Origin of the sequence: Myxococcus sp. MISCRS1 (assembly GCF_026626605.1) — a bacterium.
Lineage (GTDB): Bacteria > Myxococcota > Myxococcia > Myxococcales > Myxococcaceae > Myxococcus > Myxococcus fulvus.
On sequence record NZ_JAPNKB010000001.1, the window covers coordinates 7,727,067 to 7,742,511 of the forward strand.

Sequence of the window (15,445 nt, forward strand, 5' to 3'; positions counted from 1 at the left end):
GATGCTTCAACTCCCGCGGACGGTGACGCGGCTTCCGAGGCCGCATCACGTGGAGCCTCGACGTCAGCGGCCCGCGACTCCGCCTCCGAACCGAAATCGCGCGGAGCCTCGTACGCAGGCGCGGGAGGCGCAGCCTCCGCGTCCGACGCCCGCTCACCCAGTTCGGACGGACCAGGCCGGGCCGCCTCGGAGTTCGTGCCCCCGGGACTCATCGGCGGTGCCGCGGGTGCCGGCGTGGGCCGTCCCTTGCGCACCAACCCGGGAACCAGTTGATGCGGCGCGGGCTCGGGCGGCCCCTTCCTCGCGACGACGCGGTCGACGAGCGCCTTGCTCGCCGCGTCCAGCTTCACGAAGCGCACCGTCATGCCGGAGCGCCCCGCGCCCGACTCCACCTGCGCCTTCACCACGACGCCCTCGCCGCGCAACAGCCGGCTCCCATCCGCCAGCACGAACTCGAACGCGAGCCCCGTCCCCTCGGGCTTCAGCGCGCGCGTGGCGATGAACACGCCGCCGCGCGCCACGTTCGAGCCATACTTGTCGATGAACTCCTCCTCCGTGCCGTACGGAAGACGGATGCGCAGCGGAAGCAGCTTGGGAACAAGCCCGCTCATCGCAGGGGGATCCGCACCTCTCCCCCCGTCCCCGGGATGACCAGCTGGAGGTCACCTTCCTTCAGGGCCGGCGGGGGCAGCTCGAACATGAGGATGACGTCCGAGCGCTCCTCGAGCGCCCACGTGCGGCGCAGCGGACGCGTCCCCGCGAGCACCTGCGCATCCCGGGCAATCCCATACGTCGCTTCCCGCGCGCCCACCACCCGCGCCGCATCCCAATCCATCGTCACCGGCGCGGGCCCCACGTTCTGCGTCACCAACTGCACCCGGAGGAACAGCTCCTCCGTCGTCATGCTCAGCTTCCCCGAGCCCTTCACCGAGTGCGAGGACTCCAGGCCCGTGAGCTTCACCGCCACCGTGTCCACGTGCACCGTGGCATTCGACTCCGGCAGCTCCAGCCGCCGGGGCGCCGCATCGTCCAACCCCGCGGCGAGCCCCGCGAGCTGCGCGTTCGGGTCTCCCCGAGTCGACTCGGGACCGGGCGTGGGACGGCCGCCCTGGTTCACCCGGTCCACCTCCTGACGCAGCTTCTGCAGCGTGCGCTCGTCCGCCGTGCCCAGGGCCCCGGACGCAGGCTCCTCCTTCGTGCAGCCCCCCAACAGGAGGGCCGCGGTCAGGAGCTGCGTCAGCGACACCAGGGCCAGGCGGACACGGGGGCTCACGCGGCGCCAGCTCCCTTCACCAGCTCGTACAGCTTGTCGAGCGCGGCGGGCAGCTTCGCCGAGTCCGGTCCACCGGCCTGCGCCATGTCGGGCTTGCCACCGCCCTTGCCGCCGACCTCCTTGGCCATCTCCCGGACCAGCTCACCCGCGCTGATGCCCTTGGCCACCACGTCCTTCGTCACCGCGACGAGGATGATGGCCCGGCCGTCCTTCTCACCACCGATGGCCACCACGCCCGACTGGATGCGGTCCCTGAGCTGGTCCGCCATGCCGCGGAACACCTTGTCGTCCGCCGGGTCCACGCGCGTGGCCAGCACCTTCATGCCGTTGACGTCGCGCGCCTGCTCCAGCAGGTCCTTGCTGCCCGCCGTCTGCGCCTTGACGGAGACCTCCTCCACCTTGCGCTCGAGCTCCTTCACGCGCTTCTGCGTCGCCTCCACGCGCTTGACGACGTCCTTGGGCGACGTCTTGAGCAGCTCCGCCACCTTGCGCAGCTCATGCTCCTGCTCGCGCACGTGCTGGAACGCGCCCACGCCCGTCAGCGCGATGATGCGCCGCACGCCGGACGCCACGCCGCTCTCGCTCGAAATCTTGAACAGGCTGATGTCGCCGCTGCGCTTGACGTGCGTGCCGCCGCAAAGCTCGGTGGACTCCGGGTGCACGGTGACGACGCGCACCGTCTCGCCGTACTTCTCACCGAACATCGCCACCGCGCCGGACTTCTTCGCGTCCTCCAGCGTCATGACGCGCGTCTGCGCCGCCGCGTTGTCGCGAATCCAGCCGTTGACCAGGTCCTCGACCTTCTCCGACTCCTCGGTCGTCATCGGACCGAAGTGCGAGAAGTCGAAGCGCAGGAAGTCCGCCGCCACGACGGAGCCCGCCTGCTTCACGTGCTCGCCCAGCACCAGCTTGAGCGCCTTGTGCAGCAGGTGCGTCGCGGAGTGGTTCGCGCGGATGGCCTTGCGCCGCTCCACGTCCACCGCCGCCTGCACCATGTCGCCGACCTTGAAGGTGCCCTCGGTGATTTCCACCGTGTGGACGATGAGCCCCTGCACCGGGCGCTGCGCGTCCAGCACCTTGGCCTTCGCCTTGCCGCCGTGGCCCACGATGTCGCCGGTGTCGCCCAGTTGTCCGCCGGACTCGCCGTAGAACGGCGTCCGGTCCAGCACCAGCTCCACCTTGTCGCCCTGGGACGCCTGGACCGCCTCCACGCCGTCGCGAATCAGCGCGCGGATGCTGCCCTCGCCCTCGTGGCCCTCACCCTCGTAGCCCAGGAACTCCGACGGCCCCAGCTTCTCGATGAGCTTGAGGTAGACGTCGCCGATGGCCTTGTCCTTGGTGAGCTTGCCGCCCTCGTTGCGCTCGGCCTCCTTCTTCAGCTCCGCGTCGAAGCCGGGGAGGTCCGCGTCGAGCCCGTGCTCCCGCAGGATGATCTGCGTCAAGTCCCACGGGAAGCCGTAGGTGCCGTGCAGCAGGAACACGTCCGCGCCGGACATGAGCTTCTCGCCGGACTGCTTCAGCCGGGCGACGCTCTCGTCGATCATCCTCATGCCGCGGTTGAGCGTGCGGCGGAAGCTCTCCTCCTCGTGCTCGGCGACCTTGAGGATGAAGGGCCGGCTGTCGCGCAGCTCCGGGAACGCGTCACTCATCAGCTCGATGACCCGGTCCACGACCTTGAAGAAGAACACCTGGTCCAGGCCCAGCAGCGTGCCGTGGCGGATGGCGCGGCGCATGATGCGGCGCAGGACGTAGCCCCGGCCCTCGTTGGAGGGCTGCACGCCGTCGGAGATGAGGAACGCCGCGGTACGGCTGTGGTCCGCGATGACGCGGTGGGAAGCGCCCGTCTCCTGCGAGTACGGCTTGCCGGAGACCTCCACCACCTTGGCGATGATGCTCTGGAACAGGTCGGTGTCGTAGTTGGAGCGCTTGCCCTGCACGACGGAGGCGATGCGCTCCAGGCCCGCGCCCGTGTCGATGGACGGCTTGGGCAGCGGAATCAGCGGCGCGTCCTTCTCCTTGCGCTCGAACTGCATGAACACGAGGTTCCAGATTTCGAGCCACCGGTCGCAGTCGCACGCGACCCCTTGACACTTCTTGCCCGCCGCCTCCTCGACACAGGGGATGTCGTCGCCCTGGTGGAAGTGGATCTCGGAGCAGGGGCCACACGGGCCCGTCTCTCCCATGGACCAGAAGTTGTCCTTCAGGCCGAGCTTGTAGATGCGCTCGCGGGCGACGCCCTGCTTCGCCCACAGCTCGAACGCCTCTTCGTCCCACGGGATGCCGCCCTCGCCGTTGAACACGGTGATGGCCAGCCGCGCGGGGGGAAGGCCGAGCGTCTTCGTCACGAACTCCCAGCCGTACGCAATCGCGTCTGCCTTGAAGTAGTCGCCGAAGGAGAAGTTGCCGAGCATCTCGAAGAACGTGTGGTGGCGCGCCGTGTAGCCCACGTTGTCGAGGTCGTTGTGCTTGCCGCCGGCGCGCACGCACTTCTGCGACGTCGTGGCGCGGCTGTAGTCACGGCGCTCGCGGCCCGTGAAGACATCCTTGAACTGCACCATGCCCGCGTTGGTGAACAGCAGCGTCGGGTCGTTGGCGGGCACCAGCGAGGAGGACGGGACGCGGCGGTGTCCACGCTCCTCGAAGAACTTGAGGAACGCCTCTCGAATCTCGGAGGCGGTCAGGGCGGAAGGCATGGTGTGGGTATATGCCACAAGAGTGGGCCGCGCAGGAGTTCTTGGAGTGTGCATGGAGGGGTGGACGCCCCGACCGACGAGACTCCGACAACCCCCGAGCCGCCTGGATGGCCGGTGGGGGAGGGGACACCGGACAGGGGCCGCCTCCCGGAAGGCCCCGCGTCAGTGTCCGTGTGACATCGTCTGCTTCACCTTCACCACCCGGGCGGGCATGCCCGCCACCACGGCCAGGGGCGGCACGTCCGCCGTCACCAGGGCGCCCGCGCCAATCACCGCGCCGTCCCCCACGGTGACGGGGCCGATGATTTGAGCCCCCACGCCCACGTAGACGTTGCGGCCGATGCGCGGCACGCCGGGCACACCCACCTGCGGCTCCACGCTGACGTTCTGGGACAGGAAGCTGCCCTCGCCCACCTCCACGCCGGGGGCCACCACCACGCCCACGCCGCCGTAGCCCAGTCCCACCGAGGCATGCAGTCGCGCGTCGATGTCCACGTGGCTGTGCAGGAGCCGGTCGCCCACCGCGGCCACCATGCCTGGCAGCATCGGGACACCCAGCGTGCGAAGCCGCCTCGCGGCCCGGTAGAAGGTCAGCGCCGTCGGACCCATGTCCCACCCCGTCCCGTCCCCCGGCGGCCCGACGACGGCCGGGCCCCGGGGCGCTCCTCGGCCCAGGACGCCATCCCGGAGTGGGAGGCAGCGGGCGTCGGAGGGGGCATCCAGGAGGACGGGCGCGTCGAAGCCATGGCTCCGCGCCAATCTAGGGGGAGCCCGCGTCCCGGCCAGTTGCTCGTTGGCCAGGGGCCCGCGAGCGTCCGCCAGCCAACCTCACCACGCCCCCTTGGACCTCCAAGTGCCACCGGTCCGACACTCGCCCCGGTGGCCAAGGGGGGCTCAGGAGGCTTCGCCGTCGCGCAGGCGCTTGAGCGCGTCCTCGACGTACTGCACGCCCTTGGCGGTGATGGCCTTGCCCTTCTTGGTGTCCTGGGCGTACCCGGCGTGCAGCCTCAGGGCCTTGGCCGCGTTGGGGGCCGCGTAGGTGACGCCCAGCTCGCCCCAGAAGCGCGACGTCGTCCCCGACGTCACCTCCATGTCCAGCTCCGCGGCGCGCGCCAGGTAGAGCGGAATCAGTGAGCGCACGAGCTGGTCCTTCAGCTTGCCCGCGGAGGCGAGCTCCTCGTGACGCGGATGCGTCCGCAGCGCCGCCATCAACCGGTCCACCGCCTGTCCCGCGTCCGCGGTGGGCGATGCGGCCGCGGCCGGGCTCTCGCGCTTCTTCGCGCGGGGCTTGCTCCGGGGGGGGCTGCTCTTGCCCGGCTTCGGCGCGGGAGCCTTGGGGGCGCCCTTCGCGCTCTTCGTCACCTTGGCCTTTCGCGCCTTCGCGGCCTTCGTCGGAGGCGCGGGCTCCTCGGCCGCGACCTCGGCGGCGGGGGCTGGTGGCTCCTCGATGATGGGGCGCGGGCGCGGGGTGCGCTCGACGCGCGTGGGCTCGGGGGCGCCGGGGGGCGCGGGGGCGACCGGAGACTCCCTGCGCTCGATGGGGCGGGGCGCGCCATGGCCGTTGTGGGCGGGGGGAGGATTCGGGCGCGCGTAGCCCAGGCGCGTGCGCACCTCCTCCACCACGCCGCTCAATCCCACTTGCTGCAGCAGACCTTCCAACCGGGAAGCGAATGACACCGGGCATGCCCTCCTGGACCGGGCGCACGTTACCCCAGGATGGCCCCAGGTCGGATCCACGACGCCTACGAGGGGAGGGGAGGTGGGTGTGAACGGCCCGCCCTCCAGGCAACTGTTCGTCACCGGGCACACGGCGCTACACTGCGAGTCGCCCTCCCCCGCCATGCGGCTGCCCGCTCTCTCCCTGCTCCTGCTCCTCCTCGCGCCCGGCGCGACCCTCGCCCAGGGGGATACCCGTCTTGCGTTCCTGGGGCGCCAGCTCCAGCAGGGCAAGGACCCTCGCTCCCGCTCCCAGGCGGCGCTCGTGCTGGGCGCCACCGAGGACCCGGAGGCCGTGGCCGTGCTGTGCCCTGGCCTCAAGGACGCAAGCGAGCTGGTGCGCGCCGCCGTCGCCAAGTCGCTGGCGAAGCTCCTGGAGTCCTCCGCGCTGCCCTGCCTGGAGGCCCACAAGGACGAGGCGGACGCGGCGGTGCAGGCGGCGGTGCGCGAGGCGGTGAGCGCGCTGAAGGAGTACCAGGCGCGACCGGCCCGGCTGTACATCGCCATGGAGGGGATGAAGGACCTGACGCGCTCGCTGCCGCCGGAGCTGGTGAAGGCCACCGAGGCACGGCTGCGCTCGCGGCTGGTGCGCCGGGGGGCGGTGCTGGCGCCGGCGAAGGAGACCAAGGCGCAGGCCAAGGGCGCGCTGAAGAAGCTGGGCGTGCGGGGATTTCGCATCACCCCGGAGGTCCACCCCATGGAGGGTGGGGGCCTGCGGGTGGCCATCGTCTGCATGACCTACCCGGACCTGTCCCTGCTGGGGCAGGTGGACGTGAAGGCCGGGGGCGCGCAGCCCGCGGACCTCCTCAAGGCGCTGGTCCCCCGCGCCGTGGAGGACGCCGCCGAAACCTTCGAGTGGAGCAACGACACATGACGACGAGCAGCACGGCGCAGCAGGCGGCCCCCAAGCGGCGCTGGCGCAACTTCCTGCTGGATACGAGCTTCCAGCTCAAGCTGACCGCGTACATCGTCGGCGTGACGCTGGTGCTGTCGGCGCTCTTGGGCGTGTTCCTGGTGCGCTCGGCGCGGGCGCTGATGCAGGAGACGGCGACGGCGGTGGAGGCGCGCTCGAAGGCCGCGGAGGTGAGCCGGGAGCTGTCCAGCGCCACGCTCTCCAACGAGCTGCTCGCGCGCATGGATGACCCGGCGTTCGAGGCCGCCTTCCGGGAGAAGGCGCAGACCATCGACGCGGCCTACGAGCAGGAGCGCGCGGCCATCGTCGCGCAGCGCGCGGAGCTGGAGTGGCGCCAGCGCGCGACGTGGTGGGTGCTGGGCGCGTTCCTGTTGGCCTTCATCGCCGTGGTGGCGCTGGGCACCATCGTCGTGACGCACCGGGTGGCGGGCCCGCTGCTGCGCATCCGGCGCATGGTGGGGGAGGTGGCGGAGGGCAAGCTGCGTCCCCCGTCGTATGGCCTGCGCGATGGTGACGAGCTGAAGGATTTGTTCGACGCGACGCGGACGATGATGCAGCGGCTGCGCGAGCAGAGCGAAGAGGACGCGCGGGCCTTGGCGAAGGCGCTGGAGGTCGCGGAGCGGAGCGGGGCGTCGGGTGAGTCGCTCGGCGAGCTGCGCGCGCTGGAGTCCCGCTTCCGAGCGCGCCTGGACGCTTGAGCCGCGCTTGGCGTGGCGGGGCGTCAGGCGAGCTGCGCGCGCTGGAGTCCCGCTTCCGAGCGCGCCTGGACGCGTGAGCCTTGTTCAGCGCGGAGCGGGTGAGTCCACGAGGAGCCCCGTCTGCTTGAGCACGCCGTGGATGCGCAGGCGCGCCTGCGCCCACGGCAGCGCCTCCACGCGGTAGCCCTCCAGGGCGTTCATCAGGTACGCGCGGTAGCTGGGGTGCCCCGGGTCCGCGATGATGACGACGCCCCGGTCCGTGGTGGAGCGGATGAGCCGCCCCACGCCCTGCCGCAGCAGGAGCAGCGCGCGCGGCAGCCGGTACTGGAGGAATCCCTGATACTCGCCCCCCGCGCGGGCCAGCGGCTCCTCGCGCGCGGCGACCAGCGGACGCAGCGCGGGCTCCAGCGGGAGCTTGTCGATGAAGACGCACCCAACGCCGCGCCCAGGGATGTCCACGCCCTGCCAGAAGCTCTTCGTGCCCAAGAGGACCGTGCCCGTGTCGCGCTCCTGCCGCGCCGCCAGGGAGCGGCCGTGGCCTCGGGACTGCCGCAGCACCTCGATGCCCAGCGGCTCCAGCCGGTTGCGAGCCTCCGCGCCCACGCGCTCCATGCGCCGCGTGGACGCGAACAGCCCCAACAGCCGCCCGCCCATCGTCTGCGCGAGGCCGGAGATGCGCGTCGCGGCCCAGTCGACGAAGGGTTCCTCGTGCGCGCGCGGCGCGTCCGTCACGAGCACGACGAGCGCCTGCTCGTGCAGTTGGAAGGGCGATGGCGCGCGCAACAACCTGGGCGCGGGCTTGTCGCCCCGGCCATCCAGCCCCAGGCGCTTCAGCACGAAGGGCGTACCGCTCCCGTTGCTCGGGCCCAGCGTGGCCGAGGTGAGCACCAGCGCGCGCTTGTTCGCGGCGAAGTCGCGCGACACGTGGAAGGACACATCCACCGGCTGCGCGCCCACGCTCCAGCGCTGACGCCGGGGCTCGGCCGTGGCCGAGTAGCATCGCCCCGCCGCCGCCTCGCCTGAGAGCTCCGTGGCCAGCGTCGAGAGTTCCCCCAGCTCCGTCGTCGCGCCGGACAGCTCGCGCTCCAGCGCCGGCATCCGCGCCGCCAGCTCCGGCAGGGCCTCCAGCACCCGCACCGCGAGCAGCGTGTGCAGCGCCTGCAGCGCGCCGCGCACCAGCTCCAGCCCCTCGCGCACCGGTGCCCACGCGGGCAGCGCGCGCACGGCCTCCGTCACCCGCAGCTCCGGGGCATATGCGCCCTCGTCCGGGTCCTCTCCGGCCGCTGTCGCCGAGGGCTCACACAGCTCCGTCACCCGCGCGCCCAGGTCCCGCGCCTCGTCCATCAGCCGGCGCAGCGCATCCTCCACCTGACCCATCAGCGCGCGGGACTCCTCGCGACGGGAGGCGGACAGCGCGCGCCGCAGCTCGGCGAACAGGCCGTGTCGTCCGTCTCGTCCGTGCAGCCGCTCGGTGAGCCGGTGGAAGGCCAGGTCCGACAGCTCCACGGTGAGCGCCGTGGTGGCCACGTCCTCCACCTCGTGGGCCTCGTCGAGAATCAGGTGCTCGAGCTTCGGGTAGCGCGCGGGCCACGCGAAGGCGAGTGACTGGTTGATGACCAGCACGTCCGCCTCGCGCGCCTGGGCCACCGCCGAGTGGTAGAAGCACCGGTGGTGATGCGGGCACTTGTCGCCCAGCGTCGTCGCCGCCTCGGAGCGCACCGCCGGCATCAACCCCATCAGCACCGGGAAGCGCTCGCGGAACCAGTGGCTCAGCCGGTCCAGGTCTCCCTCGACGCTGCGGCGCAGGTACGCGCGCAGGTACGCCCGGGGCGCGCGGGCGTTGTGCCCCATGCCCGGCTCCACGCGCGTGGCCTCCAGCGCGCGGCGGCGGCACAGGTAGTTCGACTGGCCCTTGAGCAGCGCGTAGCCGAACGTGCCCCCCAGCGCGCGGTGCAGGCGCGGCAGGTCCTTCTCCAGCAGCTGGTCCTGCAGCGTCTTGGTGTGCGGCGCCACGCCGACCTTCCGCCCGTTGCGCGCGGCGAAGAGGGCCGCGGGCGTCAGGTACGCGAGCGACTTGCCCGTGCCCGTGCCCGCCTCCACCGCCACCTGCTCGCCGTCCGACAGCGCGCGCGCCACCGCCTGCGCCATGTCGAGCTGCGCGGGCCGGCTGCGGAAGCCTTCTTCACGCTGCTCCAGCGCTCCACCCGCGCCCAGCACCCCGGACACCTCGTCGGCCCGCACCGGCACCACCGGCGTCTCGGCCTCGGGCTCCGCGACCGCGGGCACGCCCGCCGCGCGGCGCCGCTCCGGACGTCCGCGCAGGAAGCCGCCTTGCGTCTCGAGCGCGAGCGGCGTGGGCCTCGCCCGGCAGGCCGCGTTCAGTCGCGACAGGAGCTCCAGCAGCGGCCACTCGTCGTAATCGAACGCGCCCTCATCGAGGACGTCAGCGGAGCCCAGCCGCCGCGCCGCCCGAGGGTCCAGCGTGGCCACGAGGTCCGCGAGGTCCTCGCCGCGCCCCTCGCTGATGCAGCGCTCCATCGTCTGCACGAGCACCGCGTACACCGCCTCGCAGTCGGACACCGCGCGGTGCGGCTGGCGGATGCCCAGCCCCGCCCAGCGCAGGAGCGACTCCAGCGAGTGGCTGGGCAGCTCCGGGTGCAGGTAGTGCATCAGCTCGCACGAATCGAGCACCGGCGCGCGGATGGAGCCCAACAGGTCCGGCAGGAAGCCCTTCTCGAACGAGGCGTTGTGCGCCACCACCGTCCAGCCCGTCAGCCGCGCCTTGAGGTCCTCCAGGTCCACGCCGAAGCGTGGCCGGCCCTCCAGGTCCGCGTCCGTCAGGCCCGTGAGCCGACGAATCGTGAGGGGCAGGGGCTTGGACGCCGAGTACAGCCGCGCGAAGCGGTCCACCTCGCGCCCGTTCTCGAAGAACAGACACCCCAGCTCGATGATTTCGTCGGCACGTGGATCCAACCCCGTGGTCTCGAGGTCCAGGAAGACATGCCGCGTGAAGAGCTCCGCCGCGCCGCCCATGCAGGGCCGGCACACTACTCCTCCCCGGCGCGGTGCCCAGATTTCGGCCTACGTCTTCACTCCACCAGGAAAACGCCGGAAATCATCTTCCCCATGGCGCAGCCGTACACCAGCTTGCCGGACGTCTTGGGCGTGAAGGTGATGTCCACCGGCTGGCCCAGCGGCAGCGCGGTGTTGATGCCGTAGTCGTCCATCACGACTTCCGTCGCGCACGTCTGGTCCGTCTTGCGCGTCACCACCAGCTTCACCGGCTCGTCCTTCTTGAGCTGCACGGGGCTGGGCTCGTAGCCCTTCTCCGTCACCGTCAGCTCCACCACGCGCACGCCGTTCTCCCGCTTCTCCGGGACGGTGGGCGCGGGGGCCGCGGCGGCGGCGGGCGGGGTGTCCTTGGTGCAGCCCTGCTGGGTGGCGCCCACCATGGCGGCCGTCGCGGCCAGCGCGAGCCAGGGCTTGATGATGCGGGAGAAGAAGGGGCGCATGGAGTGGGTGCCTCGCTCGGCGAAAGATGGAGGAAGGGGCGGCGCCCCCGCGAAATTCCGCGGCCTTGGCTTCAGGCCTCGGTGGCGGGAGCGCTCGCGGCGACCGGCTCGAAGCGCAGCAGCGCGTGGAGCGGGACGAACACCTCGTGGCCCGTCTCGCCCAACAGCAGGTCGAAGCGGCCCACGTGCATCAGCGGCAGCTGCAGCGTGATGCCGTTGCGCAGCACCAGCTTCACCTGCTGGCCCAGGTGGTCCAGGAACGCGCGCGGGTCCGAGTACGGCCGCTTGTCCGGCTGGCGGGCCACCGTGGCGGGCTTCTGGGTGAGCTTCGCGTCGCGCTCCAGCCCGGGCAGCAGCCGCTCCCACTCCCCGCGCCGCGCCAGCAGCACCACCTGCAGCTTCTCCAGCCGCCCGGTGCGCTCCAGCGTGAAGGCGATGGGCTCCTCGGCGACCAGCGTGTCCAGGAGCGAGCGCTCCGCCAGCACCACGGAGACCTCCGTCTTGCCGGCGATGAGGCCCGAGAGCAGCTCGGCGACGACGGCGTTGTCCACCTCGCCGCGAGCCTGCTTGATGGCCGCCTTGCGCTGGGTGCGCTCCTTGCGCGCCATGAACTCGGCCACCGTCATGCCGCTCTGGAGTACGCCGAACGCGTCCCCCAGCGACAGCCCCGGCGTCTGGCCCATCAGCTCGTAGACCTGGTCGAAGCGCTTGGCCTCCTCGGCGTGGAGCTTGCGCCAGATGCGGCACTTCATCTTGCCTTCCAGCTCACCCTTGGCGATGCGCGCCGGCACGTGCTCGCGCTGCGCGAGCGCGAGGATCTGCTCGGGCGTGGGCGGAGGCCGGGGCGCCGAGGAGCGGAAGCCCCCGGGACGGCCACCGAAGCCGCCGGGACGTCCACCCGGGCCACCGGGCCCTCCAGGCGAGCGCGGAGCCATCGGCCGGGCGCCCGGCGCCACGCCCGCGGGGCGGGGGGCGCTGGAGGCCACCGGCACCGATGGACGCGGCGCGGGCGAGGGCGCTGGCGCCGTGGGGCTCGTCGGGGCGGCCGCCGCCGGGGTGGCGGGACGGGGCGTGGGCGCCACGCCCGCGGGACGGGGCGCGACGGGGGCCGCCGGACCCGCCGTGGTGGGACGGGGCGTGGGGCGCGGCGTGGGCGCAGGGGAGTCCGAGGGGGACGGACTCTGCCCAGCGCTGCCGGGCGTCGAGGCCGGCCGCCGGATGACTTCGACCGCGGGGATGACCCGCCGTGTCTTCCGATCGTTCACAGTCGTACGTTACCTGATGCGAGGAGCCCGGGCATGCCCGGCTTCACGGCTGGAGGGAGGCTGAGAGGTCCACTTTCCACCCAGACGGCTCCCGGACCATCCGGACCTCATGGGTGCTGCCTGACGAGCGCACGAGCACGGTCGCCTCGTCGCCCGCCTCCCGGACCAGGGAGACCTCCGTAACATCCGGAGGAGGGGGGACATTCGCGAAGAACAGGCCCAGGGGCTCGGCCTTCACCGCGCCACCGGAGGCATCGCTCACCGCCTGCGCCCGCTGCTGGAGGGCCGCCTGCGTCGGCTGGGACAACGCGCCCCAGGCCTGACGCAGCTCACCGCGCTTCACCAGCCGGTGGAAGGAGGTATAGGCGTCCTGCGGTGTGCCGAAGCGGGGCTGGTTGCAGCCGCCCATGCCCACCAGGAGCAGGGCCAGCAACCAGGGCGTCGTCGCGGTCAGGCGCATGGGAGTGGGGTTTAGGTCAAACCAGCGCCGGGGGAAAGCCTCTGGTGAGGCAGTGTCACGGAACGTGTTGCTGGACACGGTTTCGCCCCGCTCCCTTGGCCGCGTAGAGCCCCGCGTCCGCCGCGCGCAAGAGCGCCTCCGCCGTCTCCAAATCCGGGGAGGGCACCGTCGCCACGCCCAGCGACGCCGTCAGTCGCACCTGCTGGGGCCTTCCGTCCGCGCCCACGTGCTCCACGCCCAGGGCCGCGATGGCCTCGCGCACGCGCTCGCACACCTTGAGCGCGTCCTGGGGCGCCGTCTCCGGCAGGAGCGCGATGAACTCCTCGCCGCCGTAGCGCGCCAGCATGTCCACCTCGCGCAGCCGCGCGCGCGTCGTCTGGGCCACCGCCTTGAGCACCTGGTCCCCGAAGACGTGGCCGAAGGTGTCGTTGATGCGCTTGAAGTGGTCGATGTCCAGCATCACCAGCGACAGGGGCGACTGGTAGCGCCTGGAGCGCGCGAACTCCTCGCTCAGCCGCTCCTCGAAGCAGCGCCGGTTGTACAGCCCCGTCAGCCCGTCCGTGCGCGACAGCGCGAGCAGCTCCTCGCGCTTCTTGGCCAGCTCCTTGTTGGCCCGGTCCAGCTCCCGGTTCTTCTCCACCAGCGCGTCCTGGAGCACCTTGAGCCGCAGCATCGACTTCACCCGCGCCGACAGCTCCAGCATGTCGAAGGGCTTCACCAGGTAGTCGTCCGCGCCCAGCTCCAGCCCCTCCACCTTCCCGGCCGCCTGGCGCGCCGTCATCAGAATCACCGGGATGAAGCCGAACCCGTCCTCCCCCGCGTTCGCCTTGATGATGCGGCACACCTCCACGCCGCCCAGCCCCGGCATCTCCACGTCCATCAGGATGAGGTCCGGCCGCGACTCGCGGATGGCCGACAGGGCCTGTGTCCCGTCGTGCGCCTCCTTGAACACGTAGCCCCGCGGCGCCAGCCCCTCGCGCACGTGCGCCACATGCGCCGGGTCGTCGTCGACGATGAGCACCGTCCGCCCACTGAGCTCCCCGCCTGTCCCCGCCCGACGCGCGACCTCCTGCGTCTTCTTCCTCTCGCCGTCCGCCATGCGGTTGCGCCCCCAGTGCAATCATCCCGCGCTGCCAGAATGGCTCTGATTCTCACCCGCCGTCCCCACGGAAGCCAAGGGGGACGGCAAGTGCCCGTCACTTCACGCGCTCAGAGCGGCTTGCGCAGCCGCGCCCGGTACACCGGCTCTCCCGACGACAGGTACCGCCGCTCCCGCGTGGAGGGCACCTCCTCCGGGTCATACGGGTGGAAAACGCCGGAACCCAAGGGGTTGTGGAATCCCACGGATTCCAGGATGGACAGCATGTTGACGGCGCGGTCCTGGACGTCGGTGCGCATGTCGAAGAGGCCGCCGGGGACGAGCTTCGCGAGCAGGAGCTTCGCGAAGTCGGGTTGGACGACGGCGCGCTTGGCGTGGGAGCGCTTCCACCAGGGGTCGGGGAACTGCAGGTGGATGGCGGACAGGGAGTTGTCCGCGAAGATGCGGGGCACGACGAAGCGGGCGTCGGACTCGACGACGCGCAGGTTCTTCATCTCGGCCTTGGCGGCGCGGTCCTGGGTGTCGCGGGCGTACTTCTTGCGCCACTCGAAGGCGACGAAGCGCACCTGGGGGTTTCGGCGGCAGTACTCCAGGGCGTGGCCGCCGGCGCCGGAGCCGATTTCGAGCTCCAGGGGGCCCGCGAAGCCGAACTCGGCGTCCCAGTCGGGAGGGGTGGCCATTTCGACGAGGTGGAGTCCGACGGGGTCTGGCAGCAGGCGAGGGCGGGGCATGTTCCAGGCGCTCCAACCACGGCCAAGCGGGGTCTGGCCAGGGAAAAACACTGGTATAGGGGGGGGCATGAAGGTCTTCCACTCGGTGGCGGAGGCGGGCCGGGCGCTCGAGGGCCGGGCGCTGGCTCTGGGCAACTTCGACGGCGTGCACGTGGGCCACCAGGCCCTCTTCGCGGAGGCGCGCAAGCACGCGTCCCCGGCGGCGTTCACCTTCAACCCCCACCCGGGCAAGGTGCTCCAGCCGGACCTGGCGCCCAAGCTCATCACGCTCTTGCCCCGGCGCCTGGATCTGCTCGCCGCCTGTGGGCTGGAGGCCTCCGTGGTGCAGGCCTTCTCGCGCGACTATGCCCGCACGGGGCCCGGGGACTTCGAGGCCACGCTCTTCGACAGGCTGGGCGTCTCGCACGTGGTGGTGGGCAGTGACTTCACCTATGGCGCCGCGCGCGCGGGCACGGTGGACACGCTGCGCGAGGCCGCGGGCCGCCGGGGCGCCCGGGTGCACGTGGTGACGCCCGTCACGGTGGACGGCGTCGTCGCCTCGTCGTCGCGGGTGCGCGAGTACATCCTGGAGGGCCGGGTGTCCGCGGCGTGCCGGCTGCTCGGCCGCCCGTTCGACCTGGACGGCACCGTGGTGGCGGGGGCGGGTCGCGGGCGCACCATCGGCTTTCCCACCGCCAACGTGGACACGCAGAACGAGCTGCGGCCGGCGCCGGGCGTCTACGCCATCCGGGTGCGCTTCCTCAAGGAGGCGGGCGAGGGCGCGTGGCATGGGGGCGCGGCGAACATCGGCATCAAGCCCACCTTCGGCGGCACCGAGGTCACCATCGAGGCGCACCTCCTGGATTTCTCCGGGGACATCTACGGCCGCGAGCTGCGGGTGCAGTTCCTGGAGCGGCTGCGCCCCGAGCAGCGCTTCGGCTCCGTGGCGGAGCTGACGGGGCAGATCAAGCGGGATGTCGAGGCCGCTCGCACGGTGATTGCCAGGACCGGCGCCTGACCCCCGCATTTTTCCCGTGAGTGTTCAACGGGTTGGCGGATCAGGGCGCCCGAGGGGGCGCCTTGACGGATGTGAGCCGCTCCCCTCT

The 15,445-nt window shown here is 71.8% G+C and carries 12 protein-coding genes and 2 pseudogenes; 3 read left to right on the forward strand and 11 right to left on the reverse strand.

The genetic code is table 11. From position 1 onward, the window contains the following. Window positions 1–314: 314 nt before the first annotated feature. From OWM54_RS30830 to OWM54_RS30850, 5 genes and pseudogenes are all read right to left on the reverse strand, one after another. A pseudogene (locus OWM54_RS30830) lies at window positions 315–611 on the reverse strand (TIGR02266 family protein); the annotation flags it as partial. Next, window positions 608–1,273: a hypothetical protein gene (locus tag OWM54_RS30835; RefSeq protein WP_267699803.1), complete on the reverse strand. Its 666-nt coding sequence runs from the start codon at window positions 1,271–1,273 to the stop codon at window positions 608–610. The gene OWM54_RS30835 and the pseudogene OWM54_RS30830, both read right to left, overlap by 4 nt. Further along, on the reverse strand, window positions 1,270–3,966 hold the full coding sequence (gene alaS, locus OWM54_RS30840) for an alanine--tRNA ligase (RefSeq protein WP_267699804.1): 2,697 nt from the start codon (window positions 3,964–3,966) through the stop codon (window positions 1,270–1,272). Before alaS ends, OWM54_RS30835 begins: the two co-directional genes overlap by 4 nt. A gap of 192 nt (window positions 3,967–4,158) precedes the next feature. Then, window positions 4,159–4,575: pseudogene (locus OWM54_RS30845) on the reverse strand (DapH/DapD/GlmU-related protein); the annotation flags it as partial. 285 nt (window positions 4,576–4,860) lie between these two features. Next, on the reverse strand, window positions 4,861–5,643 hold the full coding sequence (locus OWM54_RS30850) for a hypothetical protein (RefSeq protein WP_267699805.1): 783 nt from the start codon (window positions 5,641–5,643) through the stop codon (window positions 4,861–4,863). A gap of 163 nt (window positions 5,644–5,806) precedes the next feature. On the opposite strand from OWM54_RS30850, the gene OWM54_RS30855 reads away from it, so the two are divergent. Next, on the forward strand, window positions 5,807–6,556 hold the full coding sequence (locus tag OWM54_RS30855) for a HEAT repeat domain-containing protein (RefSeq protein ID WP_074950705.1): 750 nt from the start codon (window positions 5,807–5,809) through the stop codon (window positions 6,554–6,556). Beyond that, window positions 6,553–7,293 carry a signal protein gene (locus tag OWM54_RS30860; protein ID WP_223748110.1) on the forward strand — a complete coding sequence of 247 codons (741 nt, stop codon included), beginning with the start codon at window positions 6,553–6,555 and terminating at the stop codon, window positions 7,291–7,293. Before OWM54_RS30855 ends, OWM54_RS30860 begins: the two co-directional genes overlap by 4 nt. A gap of 84 nt (window positions 7,294–7,377) precedes the next feature. Here OWM54_RS30860 and OWM54_RS30865 read toward each other — a convergent pair whose 3' ends face one another. The 6 genes from OWM54_RS30865 to trmB all read right to left on the reverse strand — a co-directional run bounded on the left by OWM54_RS30865 (window position 7,378) and on the right by trmB (window position 14,360). Continuing rightward, on the reverse strand, window positions 7,378–10,326 hold the full coding sequence (locus OWM54_RS30865; protein ID WP_267701182.1) for a helicase C-terminal domain-containing protein: 2,949 nt from the start codon (window positions 10,324–10,326) through the stop codon (window positions 7,378–7,380). A gap of 56 nt (window positions 10,327–10,382) precedes the next feature. Further along, complete coding sequence (locus tag OWM54_RS30870) at window positions 10,383–10,805, reverse strand: cupredoxin domain-containing protein (protein ID WP_141329375.1); 423 nt, start codon at window positions 10,803–10,805, stop codon at window positions 10,383–10,385. A gap of 71 nt (window positions 10,806–10,876) precedes the next feature. Then, a complete protein-coding gene (locus OWM54_RS30875; protein WP_223748113.1) occupies window positions 10,877–11,740 on the reverse strand; it encodes a hypothetical protein in 864 nt (287 codons plus the stop codon). 373 nt (window positions 11,741–12,113) lie between these two features. Next, on the reverse strand, window positions 12,114–12,530 hold the full coding sequence (locus tag OWM54_RS30880) for a hypothetical protein (protein WP_141329371.1): 417 nt from the start codon (window positions 12,528–12,530) through the stop codon (window positions 12,114–12,116). 55 nt (window positions 12,531–12,585) lie between these two features. Further along, window positions 12,586–13,629 (reverse strand): diguanylate cyclase, encoded by a 1,044-nt coding sequence (locus tag OWM54_RS30885; protein ID WP_141329369.1) that lies wholly within the window; start codon window positions 13,627–13,629, stop codon window positions 12,586–12,588. A gap of 110 nt (window positions 13,630–13,739) precedes the next feature. Continuing rightward, on the reverse strand, window positions 13,740–14,360 hold the full coding sequence (trmB, locus tag OWM54_RS30890; RefSeq protein ID WP_267699806.1) for a tRNA (guanine(46)-N(7))-methyltransferase TrmB: 621 nt from the start codon (window positions 14,358–14,360) through the stop codon (window positions 13,740–13,742). Between the two features lie 67 nt (window positions 14,361–14,427). Here trmB and OWM54_RS30895 point away from each other — a divergent pair, with 67 nt between their 5' ends. Next, on the forward strand, window positions 14,428–15,357 hold the full coding sequence (locus OWM54_RS30895; protein ID WP_267699807.1) for a bifunctional riboflavin kinase/FAD synthetase: 930 nt from the start codon (window positions 14,428–14,430) through the stop codon (window positions 15,355–15,357). Window positions 15,358–15,445: the final 88 nt, after the last annotated feature.

Bases quoted from the DNA above. Each gene is read 5' to 3' on its own strand.
- OWM54_RS30885 (WP_141329369.1), bottom strand. From the start codon at position 13,629: ATGGCGGACGGCGAGAGGAAGAAGACGCAGGAGGTCGCGCGTCGGGCG.
- alaS (WP_267699804.1), bottom strand. From the start codon at position 3,966: ATGCCTTCCGCCCTGACCGCCTCCGAGATTCGAGAGGCGTTCCTCAAG.
- trmB (WP_267699806.1), bottom strand. From the start codon at position 14,360: ATGCCCCGCCCTCGCCTGCTGCCAGACCCCGTCGGACTCCACCTCGTC.
- OWM54_RS30870 (WP_141329375.1), bottom strand. From the start codon at position 10,805: ATGCGCCCCTTCTTCTCCCGCATCATCAAGCCCTGGCTCGCGCTGGCC.
- OWM54_RS30855 (WP_074950705.1), top strand. From the start codon at position 5,807: ATGCGGCTGCCCGCTCTCTCCCTGCTCCTGCTCCTCCTCGCGCCCGGC.
- OWM54_RS30865 (WP_267701182.1), bottom strand. From the start codon at position 10,326: ATGGGCGGCGCGGCGGAGCTCTTCACGCGGCATGTCTTCCTGGACCTC.
- OWM54_RS30875 (WP_223748113.1), bottom strand. From the start codon at position 11,740: ATGGCTCCGCGCTCGCCTGGAGGGCCCGGTGGCCCGGGTGGACGTCCC.
- OWM54_RS30880 (WP_141329371.1), bottom strand. From the start codon at position 12,530: ATGCGCCTGACCGCGACGACGCCCTGGTTGCTGGCCCTGCTCCTGGTG.
- OWM54_RS30895 (WP_267699807.1), top strand. From the start codon at position 14,428: ATGAAGGTCTTCCACTCGGTGGCGGAGGCGGGCCGGGCGCTCGAGGGC.
- OWM54_RS30860 (WP_223748110.1), top strand. From the start codon at position 6,553: ATGACGACGAGCAGCACGGCGCAGCAGGCGGCCCCCAAGCGGCGCTGG.